This is a genomic window from Streptoverticillium reticulum, assembly GCF_047456005.1.
Taxonomy (GTDB): domain Bacteria; phylum Actinomycetota; class Actinomycetes; order Streptomycetales; family Streptomycetaceae; genus Streptomyces; species Streptomyces reticulum.
Window position 1 is genome coordinate 15,873 of the sequence record NZ_CP179755.1, and the last position, 26,385, is coordinate 42,257.

The 26,385-nt window shown below is 68.9% G+C and carries 24 protein-coding genes and 1 pseudogene; 6 read left to right on the top strand and 19 right to left on the bottom strand.

What is annotated here, in order from left to right:
* Positions 1-61: 61 nt before the first annotated feature.
* From ACMATS_RS00085 to ACMATS_RS00095, 3 genes are read right to left on the bottom strand one after another with little or no spacing between them, the layout of a single operon-like run.
* Positions 62-502, bottom strand: coding sequence for a DUF6262 family protein (locus ACMATS_RS00085; RefSeq protein ID WP_414166350.1), 441 nt, complete (start codon positions 500-502; stop codon positions 62-64).
* Positions 492-2,762, bottom strand: coding sequence for a tyrosine-type recombinase/integrase (locus ACMATS_RS00090; RefSeq protein ID WP_414166351.1), 2,271 nt, complete (start codon positions 2,760-2,762; stop codon positions 492-494). The genes ACMATS_RS00085 and ACMATS_RS00090 overlap by 11 nt, the downstream gene beginning before the upstream one ends.
* On the bottom strand, positions 2,759-3,868 hold the full coding sequence (locus tag ACMATS_RS00095; protein WP_414166352.1) for a site-specific integrase: 1,110 nt from the start codon (positions 3,866-3,868) through the stop codon (positions 2,759-2,761). The genes ACMATS_RS00090 and ACMATS_RS00095 overlap by 4 nt, the downstream gene beginning before the upstream one ends.
* Before the next feature lie 116 nt (positions 3,869-3,984).
* On the opposite strand from ACMATS_RS00095, the pseudogene ACMATS_RS00100 reads away from it, so the two are divergent.
* Positions 3,985-5,015 (top strand): annotated as a pseudogene (locus ACMATS_RS00100) (ISL3 family transposase); the annotation flags it as partial.
* 38 nt (positions 5,016-5,053) lie between these two features.
* Here ACMATS_RS00100 and ACMATS_RS00105 read toward each other — a convergent pair.
* Positions 5,054-5,491, bottom strand: a complete 438-nt coding sequence (locus ACMATS_RS00105; RefSeq protein ID WP_414166353.1) for a hypothetical protein — start codon at positions 5,489-5,491, stop codon at positions 5,054-5,056.
* Positions 5,492-5,914: 423 nt separating this feature from the next.
* On the opposite strand from ACMATS_RS00105, the gene ACMATS_RS00110 reads away from it, so the two are divergent.
* From ACMATS_RS00110 to ACMATS_RS00125, 4 genes are all read left to right on the top strand, one after another.
* The gene (locus tag ACMATS_RS00110) at positions 5,915-6,442 is read left to right on the top strand and encodes a transposase (protein WP_414166354.1); all 528 of its coding nucleotides are present in this window, start codon (positions 5,915-5,917) and stop codon (positions 6,440-6,442) included.
* Between the two features lie 281 nt (positions 6,443-6,723).
* Positions 6,724-8,037 (top strand): hypothetical protein, encoded by a 1,314-nt coding sequence (locus ACMATS_RS00115; RefSeq protein ID WP_414166355.1) that lies wholly within the window; start codon positions 6,724-6,726, stop codon positions 8,035-8,037.
* A gap of 1,328 nt (positions 8,038-9,365) precedes the next feature.
* Positions 9,366-9,869 carry a hypothetical protein gene (locus ACMATS_RS00120; protein ID WP_414166356.1) on the top strand — a complete coding sequence of 168 codons (504 nt, stop codon included), beginning with the start codon at positions 9,366-9,368 and terminating at the stop codon, positions 9,867-9,869.
* A gap of 79 nt (positions 9,870-9,948) precedes the next feature.
* The gene (locus tag ACMATS_RS00125; RefSeq protein ID WP_414166357.1) at positions 9,949-11,475 is read left to right on the top strand and encodes an ISKra4 family transposase; all 1,527 of its coding nucleotides are present in this window, start codon (positions 9,949-9,951) and stop codon (positions 11,473-11,475) included.
* A 12-nt stretch (positions 11,476-11,487) separates the two neighbouring features.
* Here ACMATS_RS00125 and ACMATS_RS00130 read toward each other — a convergent pair whose 3' ends face one another.
* The 6 genes from ACMATS_RS00130 to ACMATS_RS00155 form a co-directional block, all read right to left on the bottom strand.
* A complete protein-coding gene (locus ACMATS_RS00130; protein ID WP_414170620.1) occupies positions 11,488-12,510 on the bottom strand; it encodes a helix-hairpin-helix domain-containing protein in 1,023 nt (340 codons plus the stop codon).
* Positions 12,511-12,553: 43 nt separating this feature from the next.
* Positions 12,554-13,804, bottom strand: a complete 1,251-nt coding sequence (locus tag ACMATS_RS00135; RefSeq protein WP_414166358.1) for an IS701 family transposase — start codon at positions 13,802-13,804, stop codon at positions 12,554-12,556.
* A gap of 77 nt (positions 13,805-13,881) precedes the next feature.
* Positions 13,882-14,163, bottom strand: coding sequence for a hypothetical protein (locus ACMATS_RS00140; RefSeq protein WP_414166359.1), 282 nt, complete (start codon positions 14,161-14,163; stop codon positions 13,882-13,884).
* 39 nt (positions 14,164-14,202) lie between these two features.
* Complete coding sequence (locus ACMATS_RS00145) at positions 14,203-14,796, bottom strand: SLOG family protein (RefSeq protein WP_414166360.1); 594 nt, start codon at positions 14,794-14,796, stop codon at positions 14,203-14,205.
* Positions 14,793-15,683, bottom strand: coding sequence for a DUF6083 domain-containing protein (locus tag ACMATS_RS00150; RefSeq protein ID WP_414166361.1), 891 nt, complete (start codon positions 15,681-15,683; stop codon positions 14,793-14,795). Before ACMATS_RS00150 ends, ACMATS_RS00145 begins: the two co-directional genes overlap by 4 nt.
* A gap of 158 nt (positions 15,684-15,841) precedes the next feature.
* Positions 15,842-16,105, bottom strand: a complete 264-nt coding sequence (locus ACMATS_RS00155) for a helix-turn-helix transcriptional regulator (protein ID WP_414166362.1) — start codon at positions 16,103-16,105, stop codon at positions 15,842-15,844.
* A gap of 358 nt (positions 16,106-16,463) precedes the next feature.
* Here ACMATS_RS00155 and ACMATS_RS00160 point away from each other — a divergent pair, with 358 nt between their 5' ends.
* On the top strand, positions 16,464-16,862 hold the full coding sequence (locus tag ACMATS_RS00160) for a hypothetical protein (RefSeq protein ID WP_414166363.1): 399 nt from the start codon (positions 16,464-16,466) through the stop codon (positions 16,860-16,862).
* 228 nt (positions 16,863-17,090) lie between these two features.
* Here ACMATS_RS00160 and ACMATS_RS00165 read toward each other — a convergent pair whose 3' ends face one another.
* The 9 genes from ACMATS_RS00165 to ACMATS_RS00205 form a co-directional block, all read right to left on the bottom strand.
* Entirely contained in the window at positions 17,091-18,986 is a 1,896-nt protein-coding gene (locus ACMATS_RS00165; RefSeq protein ID WP_414166364.1) for an ATP-binding cassette domain-containing protein, read from the bottom strand.
* Between the two features lie 176 nt (positions 18,987-19,162).
* On the bottom strand, positions 19,163-19,588 hold the full coding sequence (locus tag ACMATS_RS00170; RefSeq protein ID WP_414166365.1) for a lasso peptide biosynthesis B2 protein: 426 nt from the start codon (positions 19,586-19,588) through the stop codon (positions 19,163-19,165).
* Positions 19,576-19,905: a PqqD family protein gene (locus tag ACMATS_RS00175; protein ID WP_414166366.1), complete on the bottom strand. Its 330-nt coding sequence runs from the start codon at positions 19,903-19,905 to the stop codon at positions 19,576-19,578. Before ACMATS_RS00175 ends, ACMATS_RS00170 begins: the two co-directional genes overlap by 13 nt.
* Positions 19,857-21,599 (bottom strand): asparagine synthase-related protein, encoded by a 1,743-nt coding sequence (locus tag ACMATS_RS00180; protein ID WP_414166367.1) that lies wholly within the window; start codon positions 21,597-21,599, stop codon positions 19,857-19,859. Before ACMATS_RS00180 ends, ACMATS_RS00175 begins: the two co-directional genes overlap by 49 nt.
* A gap of 92 nt (positions 21,600-21,691) precedes the next feature.
* On the bottom strand, positions 21,692-21,865 hold the full coding sequence (locus ACMATS_RS00185) for a hypothetical protein (protein WP_414166368.1): 174 nt from the start codon (positions 21,863-21,865) through the stop codon (positions 21,692-21,694).
* A 140-nt stretch (positions 21,866-22,005) separates the two neighbouring features.
* Positions 22,006-23,199 carry a M20 family metallopeptidase gene (locus ACMATS_RS00190; protein WP_414166369.1) on the bottom strand — a complete coding sequence of 398 codons (1,194 nt, stop codon included), beginning with the start codon at positions 23,197-23,199 and terminating at the stop codon, positions 22,006-22,008.
* A gap of 19 nt (positions 23,200-23,218) precedes the next feature.
* Positions 23,219-23,992: an XRE family transcriptional regulator gene (locus tag ACMATS_RS00195; RefSeq protein ID WP_414166370.1), complete on the bottom strand. Its 774-nt coding sequence runs from the start codon at positions 23,990-23,992 to the stop codon at positions 23,219-23,221.
* A gap of 599 nt (positions 23,993-24,591) precedes the next feature.
* Complete coding sequence (locus tag ACMATS_RS00200; RefSeq protein ID WP_414166371.1) at positions 24,592-25,398, bottom strand: SAVMC3_10250 family protein; 807 nt, start codon at positions 25,396-25,398, stop codon at positions 24,592-24,594.
* Positions 25,399-25,532: 134 nt separating this feature from the next.
* Entirely contained in the window at positions 25,533-26,345 is an 813-nt protein-coding gene (locus ACMATS_RS00205; RefSeq protein WP_414166372.1) for a winged helix DNA-binding protein, read from the bottom strand.
* Positions 26,346-26,385 lie beyond the last annotated feature (40 nt).

Sequence of the window (26,385 nt, forward strand, 5' to 3'; positions counted from 1 at the left end):
CTGCTCTGTCTCGTCGAGGACGGTGTCGTTCACGAGACAGAGCTGGAGTTCGTGGGTGGCGTCAGCAGGGTCCGATCGTGACGGAAATGTGTCGTGGTGTGGTCGGTTCTTCGAGGACGGGGAGGCCGGCGGCTCTCAGTTGCCCGAGTGCGTAGGCGAGTTGGCGGCGGAGCCGCTGGTTGTCCTTGGTGAGGTCGTGGTTGCGGGTCAGGGCGATCTCCAGTCGTTGGGCCAGCGAGGCTTCGCTGCCGCGTTGCCGTGCGGGCGCCTGCGTCGGCAGTGGGCGACGGTCAAGGGCTCGCAGGCGTTCGATCTCGGCTCGGAGGTCGGGCTGGGTGTAGAGCCAGGAGCGGGAGACGTCCGCGGCTCGTGCGACCGCTTCGAAGGTCACCGGGGCGCCGGCGATGTCGAGTTCCCGCAGGGTTCTGATGGTCTTGGCGCGGGTCAGCTCGTGGCGCCGACGAGCCGAGACCGCGAGGTGGGAGCTGTTATCAGCCCGCATCGGAGACCACCTCCCCCGTGGGGTCGTTGTCCTGATCGAGTGCGGTGATGATGCGGTCGAGGTTGCCGAGGACCTTCTCGTTCATCTCGACGAGCCGCTGCTGGCCGCGTGCCTCGGCGGCGGTGACGATCTGGAGAACCTCCTCGCGTTGCCGCCGGTGCTGGGGCAGGAACTCTGGGGTCGTGATGAACATCGGGCAGGTCAGGCAGGCGTTCGCATGTGGACAGGTCTTGATCACCGGCAGTCCGCAGTAACCGTTGGGCAGGGCCTGGGTGGCGCGACCGACGCGCTGTTTGGCCCAGGCGGCCTCGGCGAGCGGGCCATCAGGGTCGAGCGTGACTCTCTCGCCGTTGATGTTGACCTTGCGTGCCTTCTCCCAGTGACGGCGGACGGTGGTGTCGTGCAGCCGGGCATAGTGAGCGGTCATCTCGTGCGAGTCGTGATCGAGAATCTTGCGCACGACTTCCTGTGGGACGTCACGGTTGATGAGTCTGGTGCCCAGGGTGTGGCGCCACTGGTGCGGGGTGAGGTGGACGGGGCGGCCGTGCTCGTCGCGGACGTCGCAGCGTTCCAGCCAGGGCGTGAGAACTTGACGGTAGGTGCCGCCGTTCATCGGCTCGGTGCCGTGGACGTTCTTCAGCTTCCTGGGGAAGAGCACCGGGATGCCGGACGGCCAGCGTTCGAGGAGCCGTTGCTGCTGGTCGCGGATGTCCTGCTGGAGTTCCTCGTCGATCGGGACGAGCGCCTCGCGGTTCATCTTGTGGTTGAGGTAGCGCAGGTAGGGGGCGCCGTCGGCGTCGTGCGCGAGGCAGTCGAAGGGCAGCCGGGTGGCGTCCTTGAGGCGGAGTCCGCAGCGCATCAGGATGAGGGTGATCAGCCGGTAGGCAGGGTCCTGCCAGCGGTCGAGGTTCGCGGGGTCCTCGACCTGGGCCATGACGTGCTCGGCCAGGGCTCTCGGCAGGCGCTTGGTCTCGCGCGGGACGTCCTCTGTGAACAGCACGGCGTCCGTGGGCAGGGTTGTGTCCCAGTGGTGACGGCGGATGTCGGTGAGGAAGATGCCGAGCTGGCCGATGATCCGCTGGTGGTGGTGTGTGCTGCCGCCCAGGCCGTGCAGTTCGGCAAGGTAGCGTTCCAGCACCGCGCGGTTGACCTTCGCCAGGCCGGGGATGCCCAGTTCGGGGCGGGCGAGGAAGGAAGCGAAGCGGGTGACGGCCGCGAGTCCGGCCCCGATGGTGGCGAGGCTGAGTCCGCAGGTCAGGCGCCATCGCGTCCAGCGTTTGGCGAGGTCTTTGATCCAGGGCTGTTCGATCGCGGTGAAGTGCAGGTGGGCCAGGGTGCCGGTGATGCCGAGGTTGCGCAGGCGCCAGACGTCTCGGGGGTATTCAACGTCCCAGCCGGCGCCGTAGTACAGGTTCTCCACCTCTCGTCGGGCGTAGGAGAGGAAGGCGCTGGATGCCTTGCGGGCGCCGGGGGCCGTCCGCAGCCGCTCGCGCCAGAGCTGTTCGGGCCACTCCAGCAGGGAGTTCATGCCGGTGGCGGCGAGGACGTTGATCGAGTGCCGGGCCAGTTTGGGGGTGAGACGTGCTTGCTGTTCGTCGCGCCGCTGTTGCAGGACGTACTGCATCTCCAGCCGCATCCGCGGCGGCAGACAGAGGAACGCGATCATTTCGCAGTGGTGCGGGGCGGACTCGAGGGCCGTCGTGAACTCCTCGATGTCCGGGCGGCCTGCCACCCGCCACCGTTCCGAGTGCGACACACACAGTGGAGCGTAGGCGGTGGACCACAGCTCGCAGCCTGCAATCCGGCACTGGCCGTGCGGCGCCGGCGTGGTCACCGGTCGCCGGGAGGAGAGCCAGGCTGTGACCTCGGGGCGGCCCGCCCGGTGCCACTGGCGTACGTGTGCGACGCAGAGGCCGGTGCTGTTCCTGCCGTATCCGCAGCCCTCGAACCGGCAGGCCGGCAGAGCACCGTGCCCGCGCAGAGAGGCGGACGTCGCCGCGGCGAACTCGCCCTTGTCCGGGCGGCCTTGGTTGTTCCAGCGCTGGTAGTGCCCCTCACACAGATCGTGCAGCCGGGCCGCCCGCCGACAGGCGCCGACCTGGCAGGCGACACCGCCGAAGACCGGGTCGGACGGTTCGATGAACCAGACGTCGGCCCGCGATTCGGGACGGACCACCGCCATCAGCTTCTCCCGAAGTCCGCCCGGATAGTTCCAGGACACGGGCTCGGCGCCCGAGGCATCGCTCCGACTTCCAGTCACAGGACGACCTCCCGTCCGGTGAACCAGCCGGCTTCCTCCAGCGTGCGGCGGGCGTCCTCGACGGTCAGGTGTCCGTAGACGTCGAGCGTGGTGGTGATGTCGGCGTGCCCGAGGATCTTGGAGACCACCTCGATGGGCACCCCGTCGCGCAGCATCCGGGTCGCTGCCCCGTGCCGGAACCAGTGTGGGTCGAAGTCGATCCCGGTGGTGCGGCGTACTCGCCGGACCAGGTCGTAGACGGCGGCGTAGGACAAGGGGCGGCCCTGCGGATGGGCGAAGAGGTTGACGAAGACGTAGTCGGAGTCGAGGTCCCCGTACTCGCCGTGCAGGTAGTCGGCATACAACCGGACCAGCTCGGCGCTGACGGGGATCTGGCGAGGCTGACGGGACTTGGTGCGGGCGCCGTTGTCGTTGAGGCGTGGGACGACGGACAGTTCGCGTTCCGCGGCACCGATGTCCTCATGGCGCAGGCCGAGCGCCTCGCCGATCCGCACCCCGCTTTCGTGCAGCACCGCGAACAGAAACCGGTCGCGCAGCCGGGTGCACGCATCCAGCACGGCCTGGGCCTCCGCTGCCGTCAGCACCCGGGGCAGCTTCTTGGGGGCCTTCAGGCTGATCGTGCGGCGAGCAACCGGACCGCCCTTGCTGACATGGTGCAAGAACGGTTTCCATGAGCCGCGATGCCGTCGGGCCGGCTGCCAGGTGATCAGCAGTTCGCCCAGGTCGTCACCGCGTCGGGCGGCGTGCTGGTAGAACGCGGAGAGCGCCGAGAGCTTCCGGTTCACCGTCGACTCCGCGCAGTGTGCCTCGACCGACGGCAACACCGTCACGTTGCCGCCACGGGCGCGGGGTGGGCGGCGCAGCCAGGCCACGAACTCGCCGAGGTCCTCCAGCCGTACCTCGCGCCAATCCAGATCATGTTGGGCCAGGAAGCCGAAGTAGTCCTTGAGATCGTGCGCGTACGCCTTCACCGTGTTCGGCGACCGCTCGATGTCCGTCAGGTACGACAGGTACCGCTCGATCGGCGCTACCGGTACGTCGTCGTCACCCAAGACCGTCCACGATTCCTGCCGCGTCATCGGCGACACGACACGCTGAACCAGCATGTTCCCTCCCGGAGTTCCGTGTGCTGGACGGCCGCAGATAACCACGTCCACCACGGAGAACACCGAGGCTCACGACACCGTGCACAACATCAAGGACGCCCTTCGGGCGGCTCAAGATAAGTCGGCGGCACCGCTATGCCACCGTGGTGATCGACGCCGAGACCCACGAGCGGATCGACGTGCTGCCCGACCGCACGGCCGACACCCTGGAGGCGTGGCTGCGCGAGCATCCGGGCGTCGAGGTCGTGTGCCGCGACGGCTCCGCGACCTACGCCGAGGCCATCCGCCGCGCCCTGCCCGACGCGATCCAGGTCGCTGACAGGTGGCATTTGTGGCACAACCTGTGCGAAGCCGCCCTGAGCGAGGTCAAGGCACACAGCCGCTGCTGGGCCACCGTGCTGGACGCGCCCCTCCCCGGGCACAAACCACCCTGGAACGCTGGCACCAGGTCCACGGCCTGCTCGACCAGGGGGTGAGCCTGCTTGAGTGCGCCCGCCGTCTGCAACTGTCCCTGAACACCGTCAAACGCTACGCGCGAGCCGACCGGCCCGAGCGGATGCTCCGCGTCCCCAAGTACCGCGCCAGCCTTGTCGATCCCTACCGCGAGCACCTGCGCAAACGCCGGGCCGAGGACCCCGCCGTGCCCGTCAAACACCTCTTCGAAGAGATCAAGGCCCTCGGCTTCACGGGTTGCCTGAACCTCCTGCACAAGTACATCAACCAGGGCCGTGCGGACGCCGACCGCAGCCACATCTCGGCGCGCAGACTCGCCCGGATGCTGCTGACCAGGCCGGATAATCTCAAGTCCGAACATCACGACCTCCTGGCCCGGCTCACAGCCGCCTGCCCCGAGATGACCCAACTGGCCACCCGCGTCGGGGCCTTCGCCCAGCTCCTGACGCCTCGCGCCGCAAACGCTGACGCGCTCGCGCGCTGGATCATCCAGGTCCGCGAAGCCGATCTGCCCCATCTGCATGCCTTCACCCGGGGCCTGGAGCGAGACCATGACGCCGTGATCGCCGCGCTCACGCTCCCATACAGCAACGGCCCGACCGAGGGCGTCAACACCAAGACCAAGCGGATCGCACGCCAGATGCACGGACGAGCAGGCTTCACCCTCCTACGCCACCGCATCCTCCTCGGATAACAGCACTCTCCGTCACCACCGAAAGCGAGACAGGGCCGTTAAGTTACTCCCCCGTCCAGGCGGCGGTTGCGCCACTTGTGCTCGGCTCGTGCTTGCTCAAGCCCTTCGAGGTGCCGGGGAACGGCATTCTCGTAGTCGAAGGGTGAGGCGAAGAGCGCCTCGTGGATGCGTCGGGCCTGTTCCTCTGCGCCGTCGTCCGGGATTTCGGCCCAGTCGAGGTAGGTCAGGTCGAGGACTGCGACCGGTTTGAGGATGTCGAGGTGGCCGAGGCCTGCCGCTTTCAACCGCGCCTGGAAGCAGGTGAAGTCGGGGAGGATGGTTCCGTCACGCTGTCGCTCGGCGGCTGTGGTGGCCGTGATCTGAACGCGTGCGGACCCCTCGTCATGGCGTGCCAGGAGCCCGCGGATTGCAGGGGCACCCGGCCGGTCTTCTTCAAGGTCGATCAGGCAGTTGGTGTCCAGTGTGAAGCGCAGCATGCTCCTGATGCTGCCAGCTGTGCTGGAGAAAGCGCCCGCGTCGGGTGGTGATAGCCGGTGACCGGGCCGTTCTTGTGCTGGCAGCGGTGCGCCTGGCCTGACCGTTGCAGGAAGGGGGGCCTCTCAAGCGTCGGTGGCGGGGTCGTCGTTGGCGCCGTCGATGTGGATGTCGTCGAGTAGTTCGCGGGGGATTTTTTCGGTGCCTTCGAGGATGGCTTCTTGTGCGGCGCGGCGGCCGCTGCTCCCGGGGACTTCCCCAACGGTCCGACTCCGTTGGTGGTGTTGGATGGGGGCTGACGGTTGGCAATGGTGGTGGTTGGCTGGTCGGAGCGGGGGCGCGTCAGAGGTAGGGGCGGGAACGATGTCGCTGCGGCGGGAGAGTCATCAGATTCCGGCGAGGACGGTGCGGACGGCCTGGGCGGCGTGTCCGCGGGCACACCCGCGATGCTGATCCGGGACCGGCTGGATGTGCTGTTCGGGGACGAGGATTTCGCGGACCTGTTCTCGGTCGATGGCCGACCGGGGCTCTCGCCGGGGCAGTTGGCGATGGTCAGCGTGCTGCAGTTCGCCGAGACCCTCTCGGACCGCGCTGCCGCGGACGCGGTCCGCAGCCGGATCGACATCAAGTACGCGCTGGGACTGGAGCTGGAGGCCCCGGGCTTCGACTACTCGGTGCTGTCCGAGTTCCGAGCCCGACTGGCCGAGGACGGTGCCACCGACCGGCTGCTGCAGCTGATGCTCACGCGCCTGACGGAGGCCGGGCTGCTCAAAGCCGGTGGCGGGCAGCACACCGACGCCACTCACGTGCTGGCCGTGGTGCGGCGGCTCAGCCGCCTGGAGCTGGCCGGTGAGAGCGTCCGGGTGGCCCTGGAGGAGGTCCTGACACCATGCGAAAAGACGCCATCCACTCGGCCAGACGCACATACAGGTATTGGGCCATGGCCGAGGTGAAACTACGCAGGCACCCTGCTATACGTCACCATCAACCCGAACCGGATCGGCGCCATCACCCAGGCAGCCCTCGCTCTCAAAACGTCTGGCGAACTTGTACGCAAGTTGCAAAGCCGTGCACTTTTTGGTCTTTTGCAAACTACAGAGAAGGGGGGAAAATGCTGTGTCAGAGCGGAACGGGTCGGCTGTTGACTCCGGCGCCTTCCTGCTTCCGTTGGAGAATTGAATACCTACCCATCGGATTGATGGTCGTAGGCAGGACGGTAAGGACTGCGAGGGACATGATGAAAAAGAGTCGACTCACTTCTCGGGTCGTCGCCCCGTGTACGGCGCTCGCGATGGCGGCTGGGTCGCTCGGCGGGCTGGTCTCCGTTACAGCGCTGACTTCTCCAGCTTATGCGGCGAGCGGCGCCTATTCCCCTGAAAATATCGAAGAGGCTGCACGGCTTGAGGTGTTCAGAGGTAAGAAGGCGAATCTGAATGCCGATTGGCAACGGGTGTATAAGATACTGCAGCAGTCGGCCGACTCGGCGCTTATGCGCAAGGCGCAGCGTGTACTCTACTCGGGAGCCCCCGTGCAGGTGACCTCCAGCCTGCCCGAGTCGCTGAGTACGGACAAATTCTTTGTCGCTTCTGGGCGAACTGAGACAGCGGTTAAGAAGGGAATGTCCGGGGCGGTAGGCCGGGAGGGAAGGGTGCTGGCAGCACTCACTTCGCGGGAGTCTGCTGAGGCCTGGGTGAACGAAGTCAATGCTGCCTACCGTGCAGATGAGTCGGATTTGCAGACTGCAGCCCGGTTCTCGCCAATGATCCCTATGGTCGGCAACGTTCTGGGGCTCGCCGCCGGGATTCAGGCCAATGACTCCGTTCAACAAGCAAGCTCAGTGTCTAAGCTGCTGATTGCAGTAGTTCAGGTCTCAAAAATTTTCGGCGCAGGGCCGAGTGCGGTATTGGCTGCCGCTCCCCTCATAATAAACAGGGTCGCCACGGAATACCAAGAGGAGGAAGCGCTGCGAGACGCGTACGACAAGCTCGTGGAGCAACGTGACCAGAAGTGGAATGATTTCCTCACAGAAAGTGCCAGGGAGGTGGATTCGTCGTACGCCGAAGCGCTTTTCGCCTTCCTTAAAGGGCAGGCGATCCAGGCAGCAACCGCAAAGGCGTTTGCGGCGATGGCTGTGGCGCAAGAAGTGCCGCAGAAGAGTAGTCGGCCTCGCGCGTACAATGTAGCTTGGGATAAAGTGAACGCCAAACCGAATGGCGCCAAGGAGGTCGAATCCAAGTATATGCAGGAAATCCCGCGCGTCGTGGGGGGGCTGCGCGCTGGCATATCTTCTGAATTTGCCAAGTATCTGGCACGGGCATGGCCAGGGGCTCCGGGGCAGCAATTCAGGGACAAGTACGTCGCCTACGCCAAAGAGATGCTGGATTCGACAAAACCGAAGGATTGGTGGGGGCGGCAATTCTGGGACACTATGGGGCACAAGACAAACACTTACGTGCAGACTCGTGATCGCCTCCTTCGGGAGCCATCGTATCGGCAGGGCAGCTGGGAATCGCGAGCTCGCTATTACTTGGGAAGGGCAGGTCTGTGAGTTCCTTACGAGCCCGTAACACGATCTTGGGTCACGGCTGCTGGGCTCGTGTAGAAGCCGGTTGGGTGGCCGTGCCAGGAGATTTGTGCTTCAGCTTTTCTTTCAGTGTCCGGCGGGCAACGGGTCCGCGGTGGTCAGGTAGTCCGCCAAGACTTCCGATCATCGAGGAGTCCCGTTGCCCGCACGGTCATTGCGCCCTGCCACCTGGCGTGACGAGGATCGTCCGTGAGTTCACTGTGTCCGCGGGCCGGTTCGCACCCGGTCGTCTGGACGGATTGACGTAGGTCATACCGTTCGACCCCGTTGTTACCGTCCTCGCCGAACCCGGTGCGTGCAGCGCAGGTCGCGGGACCTGCCTTCGCGGGTCGGGGTCTACTTCCTGTCGCGATGTGCCTGTTCCCGTAGGTCGGCTACCGGCTGGTCTGGGGCAAGCTCACTGCGTCCCTGACGGGTGCCGGACTCGAAGTCGCGGAGCCCGGTGTGAAAGCCCTTCGCCACCTCGTCGACGGCTCGGTGCAGAGCCGATGCGGTGTTTGTTCGACACGCTTGCTGGTCCGCGCGCCCGGCCGATGACTCCTGGAGTGCGGTTCGGGCCGTTCCGGATGGTCTCCTTCGACGGCTGCAGCTCGACCAAGTACCCCGATACCGAGCGGCAGGACCTCCTATGCTCGCCGGCTTCTGCATCATCTGGGCCCGGCCGAACTGGCCCCGTGGGACACGGCCTTCGACGACAGCGCATTCCTCGCCGCCGTGAACGGCACCGGAGCCAAGTTCCTGGGCTGGCTGCGCGTCAACCGTCGCACCCCGGTCTTGAGCCCGCCCCGGTGACGGCTCCTACTTCTCCGCCATCGGCACCGTTGCGGTGCGCATCGTGGAAGCGTAGAGCACCGTGACCTGCGGCGACAGCTCGTTCACCAGCGCCTACCGCCCGGCCACGACGCTAACCGTTGCCCGTCGCTACCCCGCCCCGGCTCTCGTCGCCCTCTACCACCAGCGATGGGAGCCCGAGTCGGCGTACTTCGCGCTGCGTCACACGCACAGGCACCGTCCGCGAGTTCAACTACCACGTCATCAACGTGAACATCCGCCTCCATACGCAGAGTCACGGGCACGGACGACGACAACAGCCACGGAACCCGCTCACCGGCCAGCCCGTAAACGGCCAGCAACGCTGCAATACCGCCCGATGCGCGGCACCTGCCTCATTCGCCGGGTCTGTAAAGTTTGGGTCCGGTTCGTTTCGAGTGACTGGCTGAGCTGGGGCTTTGTACAGGTGGGCTGGTCGTGAGTGCTGGTCGCTCCTACCTTCGGAGTGAGGGGGTGGGGTCATGGCGTCCCTGCTGGAGGAACTGGAACGGCGTGAGTCGGCGATCCGGGAGCGGGTGGGCGAACTGCGGGTGCAGGTCGCGGAGTTGAGCGAGCAACTTGAGGCGTTCGAGGAGATGCTCGCGCAGGTGGAGATCGCGCGGCTGGTGGTGCGGGAGGTCCTCGACGACGCGGCGGCCGAGGAGCCGGTGCCGCGGCCTGCGGCCGGGCCTGGGCCGGCGGAAGATGGCTCGCCGATCGGGGTGGTGACGGTGCCGGATCGGGTGGCGGGGATGGACACGGCGATGTTGCCGGCCGGGTACCGGGACATCATGGAGGTGCTCACGGCGACGGGGCGGCCGATGCGGTCGAAGGCGGTCTCGGTGGCGATCGGCCGGGGCGAGAGCCCCTCGAAGGTGGAGTCGGTGCGGGTGAAACTCAAGCGTCTTGCACGGCGGGGCTGGCTCACCGAGGGCAGTCCAGGCCTGTTCGCGGTGGTGGAACACCCTGAGGGCAGGGGCCGTTGAGCCGGGGTTCTTCCGGGTGAGGGTTCTTCTTCCTACGGTCGAAGGTGCCAACCGAAACGCCCGCAGGAAGAAGAACTTCGTGGAACGGTACGACGCGCCGCCGAGTGCTGACGACTTTGAGGCGGCGACAAAATTGTTTGAGGTGCTCGTGACGGATCTGGCCGCGCCGCAGACGGGCGAGCTGGCCCATCACGAGCTGGAGGAACTCCTCGAAGAGCGGGGCCGTGACCTGCTGCGGCAGCTGCTCCAGGATCACCTGGACCTGCGCGAACGCCGCGAACGAGAGGCCGCGGCGACGCGTCGCCCACACGTTCTTGGCCCCGACGGGCTGCCCAGGCCGCGGCTGGAGACCGGGCACGGACGGCTGCTGGCCACGGTGTTCGGCACGGTGACGGTCTCCCGCTGCGCCTGGCGGCGCCTCGACGCGTCGAACGTGCACCCGGCGGACGCCGTGCTGTCGCTGCCGCGGGGCCGACACTCCCACGGCCTGGCCCGCCTCGCCGTCCAGGCGGCCACCCGCATGTCCTATGACGCGGCCCACGAGGCGATCGTGCGCCGGTGCGGCCGCGTGCTCGGCAAGCGCCGGCTGGCCGGTCTGCTCGTCGAGGCCGCCTGTGACATCGACAGCTTCTACGGAGCGAAGGTCTTCGAACCGTGCACCGACTCCACTGTGTTGGTGCTGTCCGCGGACGGCAAGGGCATCGTGATGAGGCCCGAGGCCCTGCGCGAAGTCACCCGCCAGGCCGCCGCGAAGCGGCAGCACACTTTCCGCACGCGCCTGGCCGCCGGGGAGAAGAGCGCCCGAAAACGCATGGCCACGCTCGGCGCGGTCTATGACGCCGAGCCCGCACCCCGCCGCCCGCACGACGTGATCACCCCGCCCGGCGGCTTCGCGGACGGGCACATCCGCCGACCTGGCCCCGTCGCCCGGAACAAATGGCTGTCGGGCTCGGTCGAACACGACGCCGAGCACGTCGTGGCACAGGTCTTCGACCATGCGCACGCCCGCGACCCCGGCCACCGCCGCCCTTGGGTCGTCCTGGTCGACGGCGCCCGCCACCAACTCGACCTCATCCAGGCTGAAGCCCGCCTTCATCATATCGACGTGCACATCGTCATCGACATCATCCATGTTCTGGAAAAGTTGTGGTCCGCGGCCTGGTGCTTCCACCGCCCCGGCGACCAGAGCGCCGAGGACTGGGTCGCCACCCACGCCCTCGCCATCCTGAACGGCGATGCCGCCGAGGTCGCTGACACCCTTCAAGCCCAGGCGGACCAGGCCGAGTTGACCAGCGATCAGCGTCTCGGTGTCGATACGTGCGTCCGCTACCTGCGCGGCAACAACGACTTCCTGCACTACGACCAGGCCCTCGCGGCCGGCTGGCCCATCGCCACCGGGATCATCGAGGGCGCAGCCAGGCACCTGATCGCCGACCGTCTCGACATTGGCGGTGCCCGCTGGGGCCTCGCCGGCGCCGAAGCCGTCCTCAATCTCCGTGCCGTCACCGCCAACGGCGACCTCGACGCCTACTGGCGACACCACATCACCGCAGAACACCGCCGCCTCTACCCGACTGACCAGGCCCAATACCAACTCACCGCTTGACGACGATCTCACTCAGAACGAGCCGCACCCTTTGCCGGTGGGGGCAGCGAGCGCCACAGTCAAACCGGTTTGGGCGGCGAGGTCGACGAGGGTGCGCAGGGTGTGGGTCTTGCCGCAGCCCGGTCCCCCGGTCAGGACCGAGAGCGGGCGGGTGAGGGCGGTGAGGACGGCCTGCTGCTGTTGATCGGTCAGCGCGCCGACAGCGTTCTGGGGGAGGCAACCCGGCCAGTGGGCGTGGTCGGCCAGGCGGGGCGGGGCGTTGTTGAGGCGGTTGATGTCTTCGGCGAGGCCGGCTTCGGCTTTGTGCATCCAGGTGAGGCTGACCGCGGTGACGGCGTGGAAGCTGTCGTGGTCTTCGGAGGCGGGGACGGGGAGTTCTTCGACGATGGTCTCTCCGGTGGCGCGTAGGGCGTCGATGGACTGGCGCAGGACGGTGTCGTCGAGGATGTCGGCGGTGGTGGGGTCGTCGTCGGTGAGCAGGTGGCGGGTGCGGGCGAGCAGAACCCGTTCGGGCAGGTGGCAGTCGCCCGTGCCGCGAGCTTGGTTGAGGGTGTGCAGGAGGGCTGCTTGCAGGCGTTGGTTGCTGTGTTTGGGGATGCCGGCGGCCAGGGCGATGCGGTCGGCGGTGTCGAAGCCGATGCCGTGGATGTCGCGGCAGAGCTGGTAGGGGTTGTCGCGGATGGTCTGCAGGGGGTCTTGGCCTGCGTCTTTGTAGGTCTGGTAGATCTTCACGGCGAGGTGGGCGGACAGGCCCAGGCCTTGGAGGAAGACCATGATGTCGGCGATGGCCTTCTGGGTCTTCCAGGCTGCGGTGATGCGTTCCAGGCGGGTGGGGCCGATGCCGTGGACCTCGAGCAGGCGCTCGGGGGCAGTGTCGATGACGTCCAGGGTCTGCTGGCCGAAGGCGTCGACGATGGCGGTGGCCAGCACCTCGCCGATGCCGTGGATTATTCCGGAGGCGAGGTAGTAGTGCTTGGTCAGGTTGGTGTGAGTGTGGGCATGTCGCGGTGACAGGTGGGGCAGGCGCCGGTCCAGAGTGCGAGGAGTAACTGCAGTTCGCGGGTGACCTGGTAGAGGCTCAGGCCGGCGCCGTCTCTTTTGGGGAACGGGCCATGCGCTGGAGGGTGCAGAAGGCGTGGGCGGCGGAGACGAGGGTGACGTGGTGGTGCCATCCGTTCCAGGTCCGGCCTTCGAAGTGGGCAAGTCCCAGGGCCTGTTTCATCTCGCGGTAGTCGTGCTCGATGCGCCAGCGGAGTTTCGCGAGCCGCACCAGGGTGGTCAGCGGGGTGTCGGCTGGCAGGTTGGAGAGCCAGAACTGGACCGGCTCGTCCTGGTCGGCGGGCCATTCGGCCAGCAGCCAGCACGTGGGCAGTTCCGGGCCGGCAACGGCTTTGCGGATCTCACGTCCGGCGGGCCGGATCTGCAGGGCCACGAAGCGCGAGTACATGCGCTTGAAGCCACTGCGGCCGGTGCCTGGCCGTGACCCTTCCCGCCACTGCACGGGCCGGGCGGCCTGCCTGCCCGCCGCGATGACCAGCTCCTTCACGCGCCTGGCAGACTCGGGATAGGCCGGGACGGGCGGGCGGCCACGTCCGTTGTAGGGCGGGGTGTGCGGCCGGGCGTCCTCGGGATGGGCGGTCACGGTGGTGGAGATGCCCACCACGTAGTGCAGCCCGCGGTCCTCGAGACCGAGGCGGAAGGCTGCGGTGTCTCCGTAGCCGCCGTCGGCGATGGTCAGGGGCACCTCGATGCCCCAGGACCGTGTCTCGTCGATCATGTCCAGGGCCAGCTGCCACTTCTCGACATGGCCCGTTCTGGTGGGGATGCCGCACCGCTCGCGGCGGGCCACCTTGGCTGGATCGGCCTTCGGCGATGCCGGATCCCAGCTCTCGGGCAGGAACAGCCGCCAGTTGACCGCCGTCGAGGCACGGTCCGAGGCCAGGTGCAAGGACACTCCGGCCTGGCAGTTGGTGACCTTGCCCACGGTGCCGGTGTACTGCCGTGCCACGCAGGCCGAGGCGTGGCCGTCCTTGAGGAAGCCGGTGTCATCGACGAGGAACGCGGCCGGCTTGACCACGGGCTGCATCCTCCAGGCCAGCCGGGCCCGGACATGCGCCGGGTCCCAGGGACTGTTGGTGATGAAGTGGGCCAGGGCCTGCCGGTTGGCCTCCTCACCGAGCCGAGCGGCCATCGGCTCCACCGACTTGCGGCCGCCAGACATCAGCAGTCCTCGCAGATAGACCCCGCCCCACCGGCGCTGGTCCGCCCGCGCGAACGCCCCGAATACCTCCGCCGCGAAGTCCTCCAGATCACACCGGACCGCAGCCAACTCCCCACCCAGCACGCCGAGTCAACGACGCAGGTGATCAAGAGGACACGCCACCAACCAGCGAACCTGACCAAGCACTAGTAGAGGCGAATCGCACGGACGGTGGCCGGCCAGGTGCGCTCACACCGGTGGGTCTTGAACTGCCGGCCGTAGCGGGGATGGTGGGTCCAGGTACCGGTCAGGCGCAGGCTCTCCCCCGGCTGGGTACCGAAGAGTGCTTTGCCGACGGCGGTGACGGCCTCCTGCTGGGTGTCGTCGGCGGGGGTCAGGCGCAGGACGGTGTGCTGGTCGTAGGTGACCAGGACGAGGTGGTCAACGACTCCTTCGACGCTGTCGTCGGCAGGGGCTGGTGGGGGCACAGCAACCTCTTCACAGTGGGTGGTGGGGTGTTGGGGGCCTCAGGGTTTGTGGGGCGGGTGGGTTGTGCGAGGCCACGGTGGTGTCGGTGGTGGGGCCAGGTCAGGGTCGCATCCGATTCCGAGGGTGGCCGGTGTCGGTGGGAGTGCCGGTGTGTTGGCCTCGGGTGGGGTGTTGCGCTGAGGGCTGGATGCGGGGTGGGGCAGCCACATGCCGTGGTCGGGGTTGACGGTGGGCACCAGCCAGACGGGGATACCGGCGGCCAAGGCGCGGCGGCACAGGTCGGCTGTGGTGCCGCTGCTGTCGGGGGTGAGGTGGTGGTGGAAGGCGAGGGCCAGGCGGGGGCCTTCGTCGCGGAATATGCGCTGATTGCGTTCGACGCTGTTCCAGTAGCGGCGGGCGCGGCGTTTGCCGGCGGGGGTGAGGGGGTGGCAGCGGTGGCGCCAGGCGGGCAGGTCGTGCTCGAGGCACCAGCGGTGTGCCGCGTGTGTGGCGCCGGTGCTGGCGCCTTCGATGATGACGAGGTCGTCGCCGTAGCGGGCCGCGGCGCGGTCCAGGAGCGTGGTGACGGTGTCGGGCCAGGGCCATTGGCGGCTGCCGCATACCAGCACACGTGACGCGGCGGCCGCGGTCACGGGGTGGCCTGCCGGGGCCGGTGGCTGCTTGGGGTGTCGGGGAGTTGGTGCTGGATGTGCTGGCGGTGGGTTTGGGGGTTGAAGGGTTCCCAGGCGGTGAGGGCGATGTCGGCTGCAGCGGGGGTGTCGGCGTGGGTGGTACAGCGCTGGGCGCGCCAGCGGAATTGCTCGGCGTAGGGCAGGTGGGTCAGGTCGTAGACGGCCATGGACTCCTCGGTGGTGGGCGGGAGTTGACTGCCGTCGTGGTGATGGGAGGTGAGGGGGATGAGGGTCCAGGTGCCGGGCAGGGCGTCGGGGTCGAGGACGGGGTGGGGGCAGCGGTGGCGGGCGCGGGTGAGGGCGACGCAAGTGATCTGTTCGAGGGGGCCTGGGGCGAGGTAGCGGGTGTAGAGGAGGTGGACGACCGGACGGACGGGTGCGGCCGGGCTGGGGGTGTCGGGGTGGGTGGGGTCGGGGGGTGGGGTGAAGGTGCCGGTGTCGGTCAGGCGGCGGGAGTTGACGGCCAGGGCCCGACGCAGGGTTCCCAGCAGGCCGGAGGTGGTGGCGTCGGTGGTGACGGGGCAGATGGCGTGGTGACGTACCCGGCACCAGGGTGATCCGTCCCCGGAGGGGTGCGCGAGGCCGGAGCTGACGTGCCAGCGCTGGCCGACGGGGACGGCTTTGGCAGGCAGTTCGCGCGGGTGGAGAGGGACGGTGCGTTCCCCGGGGCGGCAGTACCACTCGATGCGGTTGCCGCAAGCGCTGCACCGGCCCGGCTGGGCGGCACGGAGAAGACGGGTAGGACTGTCCGGGGCCACGCGCAGGGAGCGGGGGGTGCGGTAGTTCTTGAAGCTGCCGTCCCAGGCGCGGGCGCCGGCTTTCTCGGGTGGGGTGCTGGTGGTGCGCATGCGCGGGAAGCTGACAGGCGACGCACCGCATGAGGCGTGTCAGGGCCGCCAGTGTCCACCGCACGGCCTCATTTGCCGCACAGACATTCCCGCAGTCGATCATGAGTTTGCATGGCGTCACCGGTTCGGGTGGTAGTTCCGGGCGGCCTGCTGGGCTGTCAGCGGGCGGGCGGGGCGGGCGGTTCATGCCCCTCGCACAGGGTGCCCAGGAGGTGGTCGATGGGGGCGCCGAGGGTGTGGGCGAGGGCGTGCCAGGTGGCGAGGGTGCCGATGGTGCGGCCCTGCTCGATTTCGATGAGGGTGCGGCGGGACAGGCCGCTGCGTGCGGCGAGTTCGTCGTAGGTCCATCCGCGCGCCGCCCGCAGCCGTGACAGCTCCAGGCGGAGCGCGCCGAGGTTGGGGTCGGGCGGAAAGATCGTCACCCGTCCATCGCACGGTGCAGACCCCTGCCCTGTCAGTGCAGACCTCTGCCCTATTTGACCGCGACACGCCGCATCGAGCAGGGCAGAGGTCTGCACTACGGTGTGCCGCCGCCCGCCACTCCCCCGCCCTGCACCACCAGACGCGCGGACCCTGTGGCCGGCAGACACGCAGGCACGGCACGGAGGATGACGACCGATGAGGTCCGGCACGAGACCACCCCCGGCACGGCGCACCTGGACCATCGAGGTCCGCCCACGCCCGGGCGGAGCGGCCGTGACCTGCCCGCAATGCGGCCAGGAACCTCTCACGACAGGAGCGGCTGTACGTACAGCAGTCGTTGCCCACCTGGCCCGGCACGTGCGCAGCGAGGCACTTGCCCCGCACTGGCGGACCTGCCAGTGCGGGGAACACGGCTGCCAGTGGCACTACCGGCACCGCGGCTGCGAAGGACCGATCCGGCTGCTGCTCACCCGGGACCGCGGCGGCCGCCTCTGGCGCCTGGCCGACACCTGCCGCGCCTGCGCCACTGTCACCGAGCACGCTGCTGAGGTGCCCGAGCCGCCTGGTGCCGGTGTCTGGGCGCCGGGCGGCAGCGGGCCGGGCGGCTCACCCGCTTATTGGCCTGCGGACGTGAGCGTGGCATCTTCCGCGGAGTTGGCCCGGCCCTGCAGCGCCGATGCCTGCGAGAGGGAAAGTGCCGAGGAGTACGCATGGTGGTCCGACGACTCGGCCCAGGTGACGATGCCGGTCTGGTGACCGCAAAGGCATGCGTGACCGTTGGCTCCTCCTGCTGGACCATGGCCTCGTTCAGTGACCCGGCAAGGTGACGTGTGATCCCGGTTCGAGGAGATTCTGCGCATGTCCGACGGCTTGAAGCGGTGCCGGCGGGCGGCTTGTCGAGACCACTGCAGTGCCCGGTGAACTGGCCCAGTGCACTTGAGGGGGATGCTCCGATTACTTGTGTTCATGAGCGAGGGATTCGGATCAGTCCCGGTCCTCCTGCAGCTTCAGCATCTCGAAGAAGCTCCCAGCCTGTTCGACCAGCTCGGCGTACGTACCCGTCTCGGCGACGCGGCCCTGGTCGAGCACGACGATCCGGTCTGCGAGACGGGTGTTGGCCAGGCGGTGGGTGATGAATACCGTCGCACGCCCTGCGGCAAGGGCCTTCAGCCGGGTGTAAATGCGGTGTTCGGCCCGGGCGTCGAGTGCGGCGGTCGGCTCGTCCATCACGAGCACGGGGGCGTCGCGGTGGAAGGCGCGGGCGACCGCGATGCGCTGCCACTGCCCGCCGGACAGGTCGTGTCCTCCCCACCAGGAGCGGGCCAGTGAGGTGTCAAGCCCGTGTGGCAGGTTGGCGATGACGGCGTCGGCGCCGGCCGAGGCGGCCGCGGCGTGCACGGCGGCGTCGCCTTCGGGGCGGGGTTGGCCGAGGGTGATGTTCTCGCGTGCTGCCAATGGCCAGCGGGTGTAGTCCTGGGGCACGAGTGCCACCTTGGACAGCACGCCGGTCGGGTCGGCGCCCGCCAAGTCCACTCCGTCCCACTTCACCGAGCCCGTGGTGGGCAGGAACAGGCCGGTCAGCAGCTTGGCGAGCGTGCTCTTGCCGGCGCCGTTCTCGCCCACCAGGGCGATGACCTCGCCCCGTTTGAGGTCCAGGTTGATGCCGTCGATCGCGGGTCGTTCCGCGCCGGGGTAGGTGAAGGTGACGTCTTGGGTGGTGATCACGTGCGGCCCGTCCTCGGCGACGGCAGCGGTGCCGCGGCGGGTGGTCCATGGTTTGGCCACAGCGAGGAAGTGGGCCCAGTCGTCGAGCGACAGGGAGGTGCGGAACAGCCGGGACCCGGCCAGGACCGTGGTGGTGAGTGCTGCTCCTGAGGTCCGCACCGCCAGGGCTGCGGTCCCCGCGGCGGCGAGCTCCATGCGGCCGGTTGCCACCAGCAGGATGAGCGCACCCCAGGTCGTGGTGGTACCGACGGCGGTGAGTGCGTCGCCGATGCCCTGCACCACCAGGGCCTGCCGGGTGGCTTTGAGCTGCTCGGTCTCCAGCCGGCCGGAGACGATGCGGTACTGGCGGATCAGGAAGCCGGCCATGGTGCCGGCGCGGACTTCGTCGGCGGTGTTGCGCTCGGTGGTGTAGGAGCGGAAGACGTTCCGTAGCCGGGAGTCGGCGAGGTTGCGGTGGTGAGCGGCGTGCTCGATCCGCGCTCCGTGTACGGCGCCCCACGCGCACGGGATCACGGAGAGGGTGAGCAGAGGGAGCATCACCGGGTGCAGGACGGTGACCACTGTGGCCGCGGCGGCCATCTGCGCGGTGGCGGAGGTCAGCAGCTGGGCATCGAGGATGAGGTCGCCGGTCTTCTGTGCACCGTCGGAGGCGGCGGCGTGCGCGTCCTCGAAGTCGGGGTCCTCGTATGCGACCAGCTCGGCGGCGGTCGCTGCGGTGATGACCTGGAGGTCGGCTTCGCGAACGGCTTTCGGCGCGAGCCGGGCGGCAGCGGCGAGGGCGCCTGCGTCGAGCAGGTAGCGGCCGCAGGCGGCGAGGGCGAGGGTCACCACGGCGGGCAGGTTCTCGCGCAGTCCTGGGGCGATGTGGTCTGCGGTGAACACGGCGGTCAGTACGTGGGTGGTGGCCGCGAGTGCGGTCGCGGTGAGTGCTGCGGCGCCGGTCTGGCAGGTGAGCAGGGCCAGGATGGCGTGCCGGTCGGTGCGCCATCCGAGCCGGGTCGCCGCGGCGAGGGTGCCGGGCAGTCGGCGCGCTATCGCCCATGTGGACAAGTTGGTGCTCGCCTCGAGATGCCGGTCGGAGGCGAGGTGCATCACGGGCGGCTGACCCGCTGCGGTGACGGGCGGCGAGGAGGCGGAGGAACTCACGAGCCCCATGAGGAAGCCCAACAGGGCGGCCAGGCAACGGGATTGTTCCGTACGTCCGTATCACCGCAGGTCACCTCCACCTGCTGTCAGCTTTGCGACTTGATTTCCACTTGTTCGAGTGAGGTGGTGGTCCGGGGCTGGGGAGGCTCGGGCCAGCCGCGGACCACAGCAGCCCACGGCGCCGTCTACGGCACGGACAGGACCTGCATCCAGGGCCGGTCGACAGCGTCGCCAATGTCCCGGCCGGCCGTGCCCTCGGGGACCTCGGCCCAGGCATGCGCGGCATCGGGCAGAAAGCGGGCACCAAGCGCCCAGCGGGCCCTGTGGCCGGTGATAGCGGCCGCGATGACGACAGCGAGGCTGATCTCCATGCATGCGATCCGGCCTGGCCACCACGCCGGGATCACTGCCCGCACCGCCGTGTAGAGGGCCTCCAGCCGAGTGAGGCGCGCGTAGGGCAGCCCGCGCATCAGCCGGACGACGGTGATCTGCCGACGCAGTGGCCACCGGCTCAGCGTCAGGGCGAGGGCGAGCGCAACGGCCGCGACCAAGCGGTCACGCCGCGGCGCGGTGGGCCGGGCAGCGGGGGCCATCACCGTCACAGCCGCCACCTCCTGTACTGCGGGTGGTCGGTGTCGACGAGCACGCCGGTGGCCACCAACTCGCCGACGAACGCGGCAATCTGTTCGCCGACGACCTGCGGGTCCTGGCCGGTGCGGACCGAGATCTCGTCGGCGAGCCCCGTCGTGTTCCCGCGGACGGTGACGGCGTGCCAGATACGGGAGGCGTCTGCGTCCAGCATCAGCCACCGTCCGCGCCGGACATCGAGTACCGCTGTTCCATGGGGGCCGGTGGCGTGGTGGACATGGCGGGCAGGGGTCAACACGCCGCCTCCAGCCTGGCCTTCTGGCCGGTCAGCCACCAGCATGTCACGAGTAGGTGGTGCAGGTCGGCGATGGCCGTGGCGTTGTGCCCGCGCGCTGTCTGTGCGAGCACCGTCTGGACGGCCGCAGGGTCGATGAGCCCGGCCGCGGCCAGGGGGCTTGCGCCGACCAGCTCGGTCAGCCGGCCGTGGTGGCGGGCGAGCCCGGCGATGCGCTGGGCGGTGAACGAACCCTTCGAGCGGCGGGAGGTCAGCCAGTCGGGCAGCTGCGGAAGCGCGGCCCGCAACAGCGGCTTGTAGGCCACCAGCCCGCGCCGGGCCAGGGCAGGCACAGCGAACGCGGCGCGTACGACCTGGTTGTCCAGGTAGGGGTACACCGGCTGGATGCCGAGGGCGTGGGCGTAGGGTTCCCAGCCGCGGGCGGAGGCGCCCACCGACCGCAGGGCAGCCCACTGGTCGAACTCATCAGCGTGCTCCGGCTGCTGTTCACGGGCGGCCTGCCGCAGCAGCGCGGCGACCTGGTGGCGGCCGTGGCCGGTCAGCCAGGATGCGCCCGCTCCCAGGCGGCACCACGACCATCCGCCCGTGGCCCGCTCCCCCGCGGCGGGCCCGTGCTCCAGGGCCTCGGCAGCGCGGAGCAGGGCAGTGCTCCTTCCGAGACCGGCAGCCTGCTTGAGTGTCTTCCAGGCCGGGCCGGGCGCGGTGTTGCGCAGCCGGGCGAACGCCACGACCTGGCGGTGCGCCTCACGGCGGCGGCCGTCCTGCAGGAGACGGGCCCAGCAGGAGGCGGACGCATCCAGTACCACGTCCCCGCCGTGCCCGGTCAGGTGCACGGGCAGGTCCCGCACCGGGGCGAGGTAGCAGGCGTCCATCGTGTACGTGGCCGCTTCCAGTACCGGCTCGGTTCCGGCAGGCTGTCCGGCGGGGAAGCCGAAGGGCAGTTGGGCGTCGCCTCCGGCGGCCGTCGTGTGCTCGATACGGGTGTGTTCGGCGACGCGGGATGCGAACGCGGTGTCCTCGGCGCTGGTGTAGCCGTCGGTGTACGTCACCGCGTGCACGTGTGCGGTCTCGGCGGCGAGCACGACGGCTGCCGAGGAGTCCAGTCCGCCGGACAGGTCCGCCCCCACCACCCCGTCGGCGTCGTGGACCCGCCGCTGGACGGCATCGGTGAGCGCGCGGCCGAACTGCGCGGCGCCTTCGCGGAGTTCGGCCACCGGCTCGATGCCGGTGACGTCGATGAGCTGCGGCAGTGCCCCGGGCGTGAGCAGCAGCCCGAACCCGCCCGGCACCAGATGGATGCGTTCGTAGGGGCTGTGGTGCGGCCAGTGGTGTTCGCCTGCTGTCAGCCGGGCTGCCAGCCACGGCAGATCCGGCACGAGCGGGCACCCCAGGAGCCGGGCGGCGGTCGCCCACGCCGCCCTTTCGCCCTGCAGCGTGTAGTAGATGGCTCGCAGGCCGGCCAGGTCCCCGCACACGAAGTGTTGCCGCCCGTTGTCCGCGATCACCCAGTACGAGCCGGGCCACCGGGTCAGTTCGGCCCACCGGCCCGCCCGCACCGCGGGAAGCGCGGTGCGCAGCTCCTGTTCGGTGAGGGTGCAGTCGCCCACAACCGCGGCGGCGGCCGGCCCTTCGCCGACCGCGCGTGCCCGCATGCCTGGGGCCCGGCGGACGTCGCCGAGTCCTTTGATGGTCACTCCGTCCGTGGCGGCGGTGCCGCCGGTGATCCACTGTTGTTCCATCGCGCCTCCCCGGGCCAGGACCCTGTGACGTGCCCGGGGGCCGGCCGCTCGGCGGCCGGCCCCCGGATTTCTCAGTCACGCTCGGCGATGCGTCACGAGCCCTCGAAGTAGTTGGACTTGTCCGCGTCGTTGGCGTTCTGGCGGCCCAGGGTGAGGGTGGCCACCAGGTGAGTGCTGACCTGCGGCGCGAAGGCGCCGCTGCATGGCGCCGGGGCGGAGGTGTTCGCGACGGCGGGCCTGGTGGCGACGGTGGTCTGCTCGGCCATGACCGGTCTCCCTGTGTCATCGGTGGATACGCCGGTGGTGCTGCCCTCTATCTCACCGCGAGCGAAGATCCGTCCCCAGAGACGGAGATGGGGACTTGCTGGGAGCGGATCTGGGAGAAATCTGGGACGGGCCTGGAACGTCAGCCTGCCCGAAGGAGGCTGAGTACGGCCTGGTGGTAGATGGCGTACACGGTGGGGAGTTCCGCGAGGCGGGCGCGCTCGTCGATGCCGTGCAGGCCCTCGTACGGCACGCCGAAGCCGGCGGTGGCCGGGATGCCCTCGGCCGCCAGGAGGTTGCCGATGTTCGACGGTCCCGCGGTCTTCGCCCGGGGGGAAAGGCCCGCCTTGGTGGCGGCGTTCAGCAGGGCGGCGGCGGGCTGCTGATCCTCGGTCAGGCGAAACGGCGGCCAGGTTGCGACCGGGGTGACCTCGGTGGGCGCCGGGGCGGGCAGCTGTGTGTCGAGCTCGACGACGGCCTTGCGCACCAGAGTTTCGGCGTCGTGAGCGTCGAAGTTCGCGGTGGTGCGGACGTCGATGTTCAGCTCGCACCGGTCGGGGGTGACGGAGAAGCCCTGACCGCCGTGGAAGGCGGTCACCGACAGCTTCGGTGGCAGCGGGAACCCCGATGCGGCATCTAGGCCGGGCAGTTCAGCGGCGTCCAGGAGGCGTACGAGGTGGGTCGCGCGGGAGATCGCGTTGACCACGGCCTTGGTGGCCCCGGAGTGTCCGGAAGGGGCATGCACAGTGATCATTGCCCGCCACAGTCCCCGGCCGCCGACCACGACCTCCTTAAGGCCCGGGTAGCCGATCATCACCCCGGCGGGGCGGATGGCAGCCTCATCGGCGAGGTAGGCGCGGGCGCCGCCGAAGCCGCCGGTGTGCTCATCGACGTCCAGGAGCACCGCGAGCCCGCCGCTCAGATCGGCGGCACGAGGCATGAGGTCGGCGGCGATGTGGCAGAACATCGCGGCGGCGAGCTTGGAGTCGGCCGAGCCCCGGCCCAGCAGCCAGCCGTCCACCACCTCCCCGCAGGCCGGCGGAAACGACCAGGCGGCCTCGTCGCTGTACGGGGCGGTGTCCACGCACGCGTCCAGCGTCCACCACGCGCCCGGATGGCCGCCGGGGATCTCCACCAGCAGCCCCACCAGGGCGCCCGCGTCGTCGCGTAGGCGCCGGTGTGGCAGGGCACGGGCAGCGAGCCAGTCCTCCAGCACGGCAAGGACGGGCCCGTAGTCATCGATCCCCGCCCTGCTGGGGCGCCGGATCAGCTCCTGGGCCAGCTCGACCACGGACGCCGTACGGGCCCGGGCGGCCTGCTGAAGGTTCTCGCTCAACGGATCTCCCCATCAGGTGTCAGTTGTGGCCTACCGGCAGCGCGCGGACGGCCTCGAACGTCTCCACCGGCCGCGCGGACGCGCACGCCTCCCGGCCATGGTGGACCAGCCCCGCCGCCGCCTCACGGCTGAGCAAGACGCCGCAGTCGAACCCGTCCGCCCCGTGAAAGGACGGCAGCGGCACCACCGCGGCAGTCTCCGAGGCGACGAAGAAGCGTTCCAGCACCTCAGCCGACTCGACCATCCCGATGTGCAGGGTCTTGACTCCGTTGCGGCGCGCGGCCGGATCACGCAATTCCAGCAGCCGCACCAAGTGGCCCACCAGCGCCCGGTGCCTGGGCGGGCCGTACAGCACGCGATAGTGGACCAGGTCCGGCTGCTGGGCAACAGCCGTCTCGATCGCCGCCAGATACGCCTTCTCCCGCGACCGGGAGCCGGTGACAACCAGTTGCTCACGCGCCCCGGCCACAACTCCCACCATCGACTCGATCAGGTCGGTCCAGCGGGTCAGCACCTTCACGACCACGGCTGTGCCGAAGGTCTCCAGCACGCTGGTGGCCGCGCCGTCCTGGTGGGCGAACAGCACCTCCGGGCGCTCGCGGTACAGCTGGCACAGTCCAGCCCGGTTCCGTGTGCCCGTGCGGCGACGACCGGACTCCCACGCACTCATCAAACTCGCGTCCGCTGCTCCCCCTGTGATCGCGTTCAGGGCCTCAGCTGCCTCCTCCAGCGTCATGTTCCGCGCCACCCGCGCCCGCTTGAGCGCCGAATCCGCATCCCTGGCCGCGACCACCAGCCTCGCCCTCTCCCCCGCCCATCTGCATGCGCCAAGTCTCCTCCACCCGAGGGCCGTTCAGCGAGCACTCGGGCCCAGCCGGTCCTGGGTCCGGCCGCCGACGCCAACGGCGCAAAGCAGGACCGTCGTCCTGGGGGTGTCGACCATTCGCTCAACTGGGCGGCCCGGCACACGCTGGCTCCTGCCCCACCTCCCCATCGAGCCGCGGCAGGCTATGACAACTTTCACCGCCCCCTGGTCTTCTCGAAGGGGCTTCATGACCGCTCGGCCCCCACTCGCCTGGAGCGTGACGATCAGTACCCGCGCCGGGATCCCGACCGTCACCTGCAGCTCCTGCCACTCCTTCCCTGCGCAGTCGGGCATCCCGTTGATGGATCAGGCACGGCGTCACCTCGCCGGACATCTCGCCGCGACGGCCTTGCCCTTGTATCTGCGGATCTGCCAGTGCCGTGCCACGCCGGTCCCGCTCGAAGTGACTTTCCTTCAGCCTGCCTGTTGGCGGGTCAAGTTCGAGCTGGATGATCGACTCAGTGTTCAGGCTGAGCTTCGTGGTGAGTTGGCCATCACCGTCCGCTTGCGATCTCCCTGGCTCCAGCTCAGCGTTGTGATCGCCACCAGCGCCGGTGGCGCGCAGTCTCCCCGGCGTCAGAAATCGAAGTGGTCGGCGGAGCCGGCTGTACCCCAACCTCCACGTACAAAGGGGTTGCCACGATCATCCGGTGCCGCAGCCGCTCCGGCGGGAAGTTGCACAACACGCGGGCATGCCCACGCAGGTACCCAGGAGTCCGGTAGAAGTGAGAGATCATCGAAAAGGCGGACCTGGCCGCGAACTCCTGATCGCTCAGCCTGGTAGAGGCCAATATCTCAGGGGCCGTCGTGTCCCCACGGGCCTCTCGCCGGACCAGGTCGGCTGCCATGGCGTGCAACCAGTCCGAGCCTGATCCCATCCTGGTCGGCGGATGATCACGGTGATCCCGCACATGCTGCTTCGAGCCGCAAAGCAGCAGTTCGATGTTGGGGCAGAACTCACCATCGCGGTGCGGGCAGTAGCCCTCCTCCAGTGATGCGTAAGCGAAGACGTCTCGTTCGTGGAATCCAACGTCGCTGGCTGCGGCGCCGTAGCGGAACGGACCACGGAACTCCAACCAGGCATCGACTCCAAGGTGGCCGCACGCCGCTGGCTCCCATGAGCGCGCCCAGCACTGCTTCTCCAGATGCTCCAGGACGCGCTCCAGGCGTTCGGCAGGTGTTCGCTCCCCGGACGCGCCCTCCCCTACAGCGATGCGACCGCCGGAACCCATCACGCTGGCTTCGGCCTCGACGGCTCGATCCGTGAGCCTCCTTCGCTGCCGCTCGTGGAAGTCATCGAGCTTGGCCATGGACAGGTACTGCAGCTCCCGCATGTCCCCCCGCCTCCGGATCGTTCTGCCACCGCTGTCTCTATATGTCGAGAGTCGCGGAAAGGGGGCTCGCGATCAAGAACGCACGAGCCGTAGGCCAAGAATGAACTGACTACGCGCAGAAAGCGTGTACACGCTCAGCCGTCATCTTTGCTGCCTGGCCGTGCGTGGGGGGCGCGTTGTGTTCTGCGCCGGAGATCGCTGCTTTGCATGATGATGGACCGCACGAGCTTCTCGTACTGCAGTGCGTGGGTCGGTTCGGCAGCGGCTCGGGCGAAGACGTCCCTGGTGAGGCTCTGGTTGACGACGTTCAGTGTGGTGAGCGCTTCTGTGAGCGCAGCCAGGTGCTCGGGGACGTTGCCGGCACCCCGGACCCGTAGATCGGCTCCAGCACGCGCCGTCGCCCGCTCGTCGATGGGAGCTTCCGGCGAAGGGGCGGTCGCAGAGCGGCGCAGCGTGTCGGGGGACGGGAAGCGGATCGGCCAGTGCCCCGCCATCTTGGGCGCGGGCTGCGCTGGGGGTGTGTCGGGCTCCGGAGTGGTGTGCTGCGCGCCAGGCGCGTGCAGTGTGGCCTGCTCGATCGTCGCCCTCTGATCGCCATTCCTGTCCCGCATGTGCCTGGTCGGCTGCCGTGAAGGGGGCGTTGGCGCCTCGGTTGGGACCGGGTTGTCGGTCCGGCGCCGGCCGCGTGCATCCCGCGCGGCTAGCGCCATCTCGGCCTGGCGACGCCCCTGGGGCGAGATCGCGTGGAACACCCGCGCCGGGCGACCCGGATGCGGCCCCTCCTCCTCGCGAAGCGTGACCCAGCCCAGCTCAGCGAGCCGGGTCAGAATCTGTGAAACCGTACTCTTCCCCAGATCAGCCAGCTCACTGATCCTCGCCCCCCACAGCGGATCATCCTTCGGCACCGACAGCAGCAGGCGCAGCACTTCAACCGTCGGGCGGGTCATGCGGGTTACAGCAGCGCTCACACCCACAAGCACATCACCT

What these genes read in the sequence shown, in the direction of transcription:
- ACMATS_RS00085 (WP_414166350.1), bottom strand. Translation starts at nt 502, where the DNA reads ATGCGGGCTGATAACAGCTCCCACCTCGCGGTCTCGGCTCGTCGGCGC.
- ACMATS_RS00095 (WP_414166352.1), bottom strand. Translation starts at nt 3,868, where the DNA reads ATGCTGGTTCAGCGTGTCGTGTCGCCGATGACGCGGCAGGAATCGTGG.
- ACMATS_RS00105 (WP_414166353.1), bottom strand. Translation starts at nt 5,491, where the DNA reads ATGCTGCGCTTCACACTGGACACCAACTGCCTGATCGACCTTGAAGAA.
- ACMATS_RS00115 (WP_414166355.1), top strand. Translation starts at nt 6,724, where the DNA reads ATGATGAAAAAGAGTCGACTCACTTCTCGGGTCGTCGCCCCGTGTACG.
- ACMATS_RS00120 (WP_414166356.1), top strand. Translation starts at nt 9,366, where the DNA reads ATGGCGTCCCTGCTGGAGGAACTGGAACGGCGTGAGTCGGCGATCCGG.
- ACMATS_RS00150 (WP_414166361.1), bottom strand. Translation starts at nt 15,683, where the DNA reads ATGCGCACCACCAGCACCCCACCCGAGAAAGCCGGCGCCCGCGCCTGG.
- ACMATS_RS00165 (WP_414166364.1), bottom strand. Translation starts at nt 18,986, where the DNA reads ATGGGGCTCGTGAGTTCCTCCGCCTCCTCGCCGCCCGTCACCGCAGCG.
- ACMATS_RS00175 (WP_414166366.1), bottom strand. Translation starts at nt 19,905, where the DNA reads ATGCTGGTGGCTGACCGGCCAGAAGGCCAGGCTGGAGGCGGCGTGTTG.
- ACMATS_RS00180 (WP_414166367.1), bottom strand. Translation starts at nt 21,599, where the DNA reads ATGGAACAACAGTGGATCACCGGCGGCACCGCCGCCACGGACGGAGTG.
- ACMATS_RS00185 (WP_414166368.1), bottom strand. Translation starts at nt 21,865, where the DNA reads ATGGCCGAGCAGACCACCGTCGCCACCAGGCCCGCCGTCGCGAACACC.
- ACMATS_RS00200 (WP_414166371.1), bottom strand. Translation starts at nt 25,398, where the DNA reads ATGCGGGAGCTGCAGTACCTGTCCATGGCCAAGCTCGATGACTTCCAC.
- ACMATS_RS00205 (WP_414166372.1), bottom strand. Translation starts at nt 26,345, where the DNA reads ATGACCCGCCCGACGGTTGAAGTGCTGCGCCTGCTGCTGTCGGTGCCG.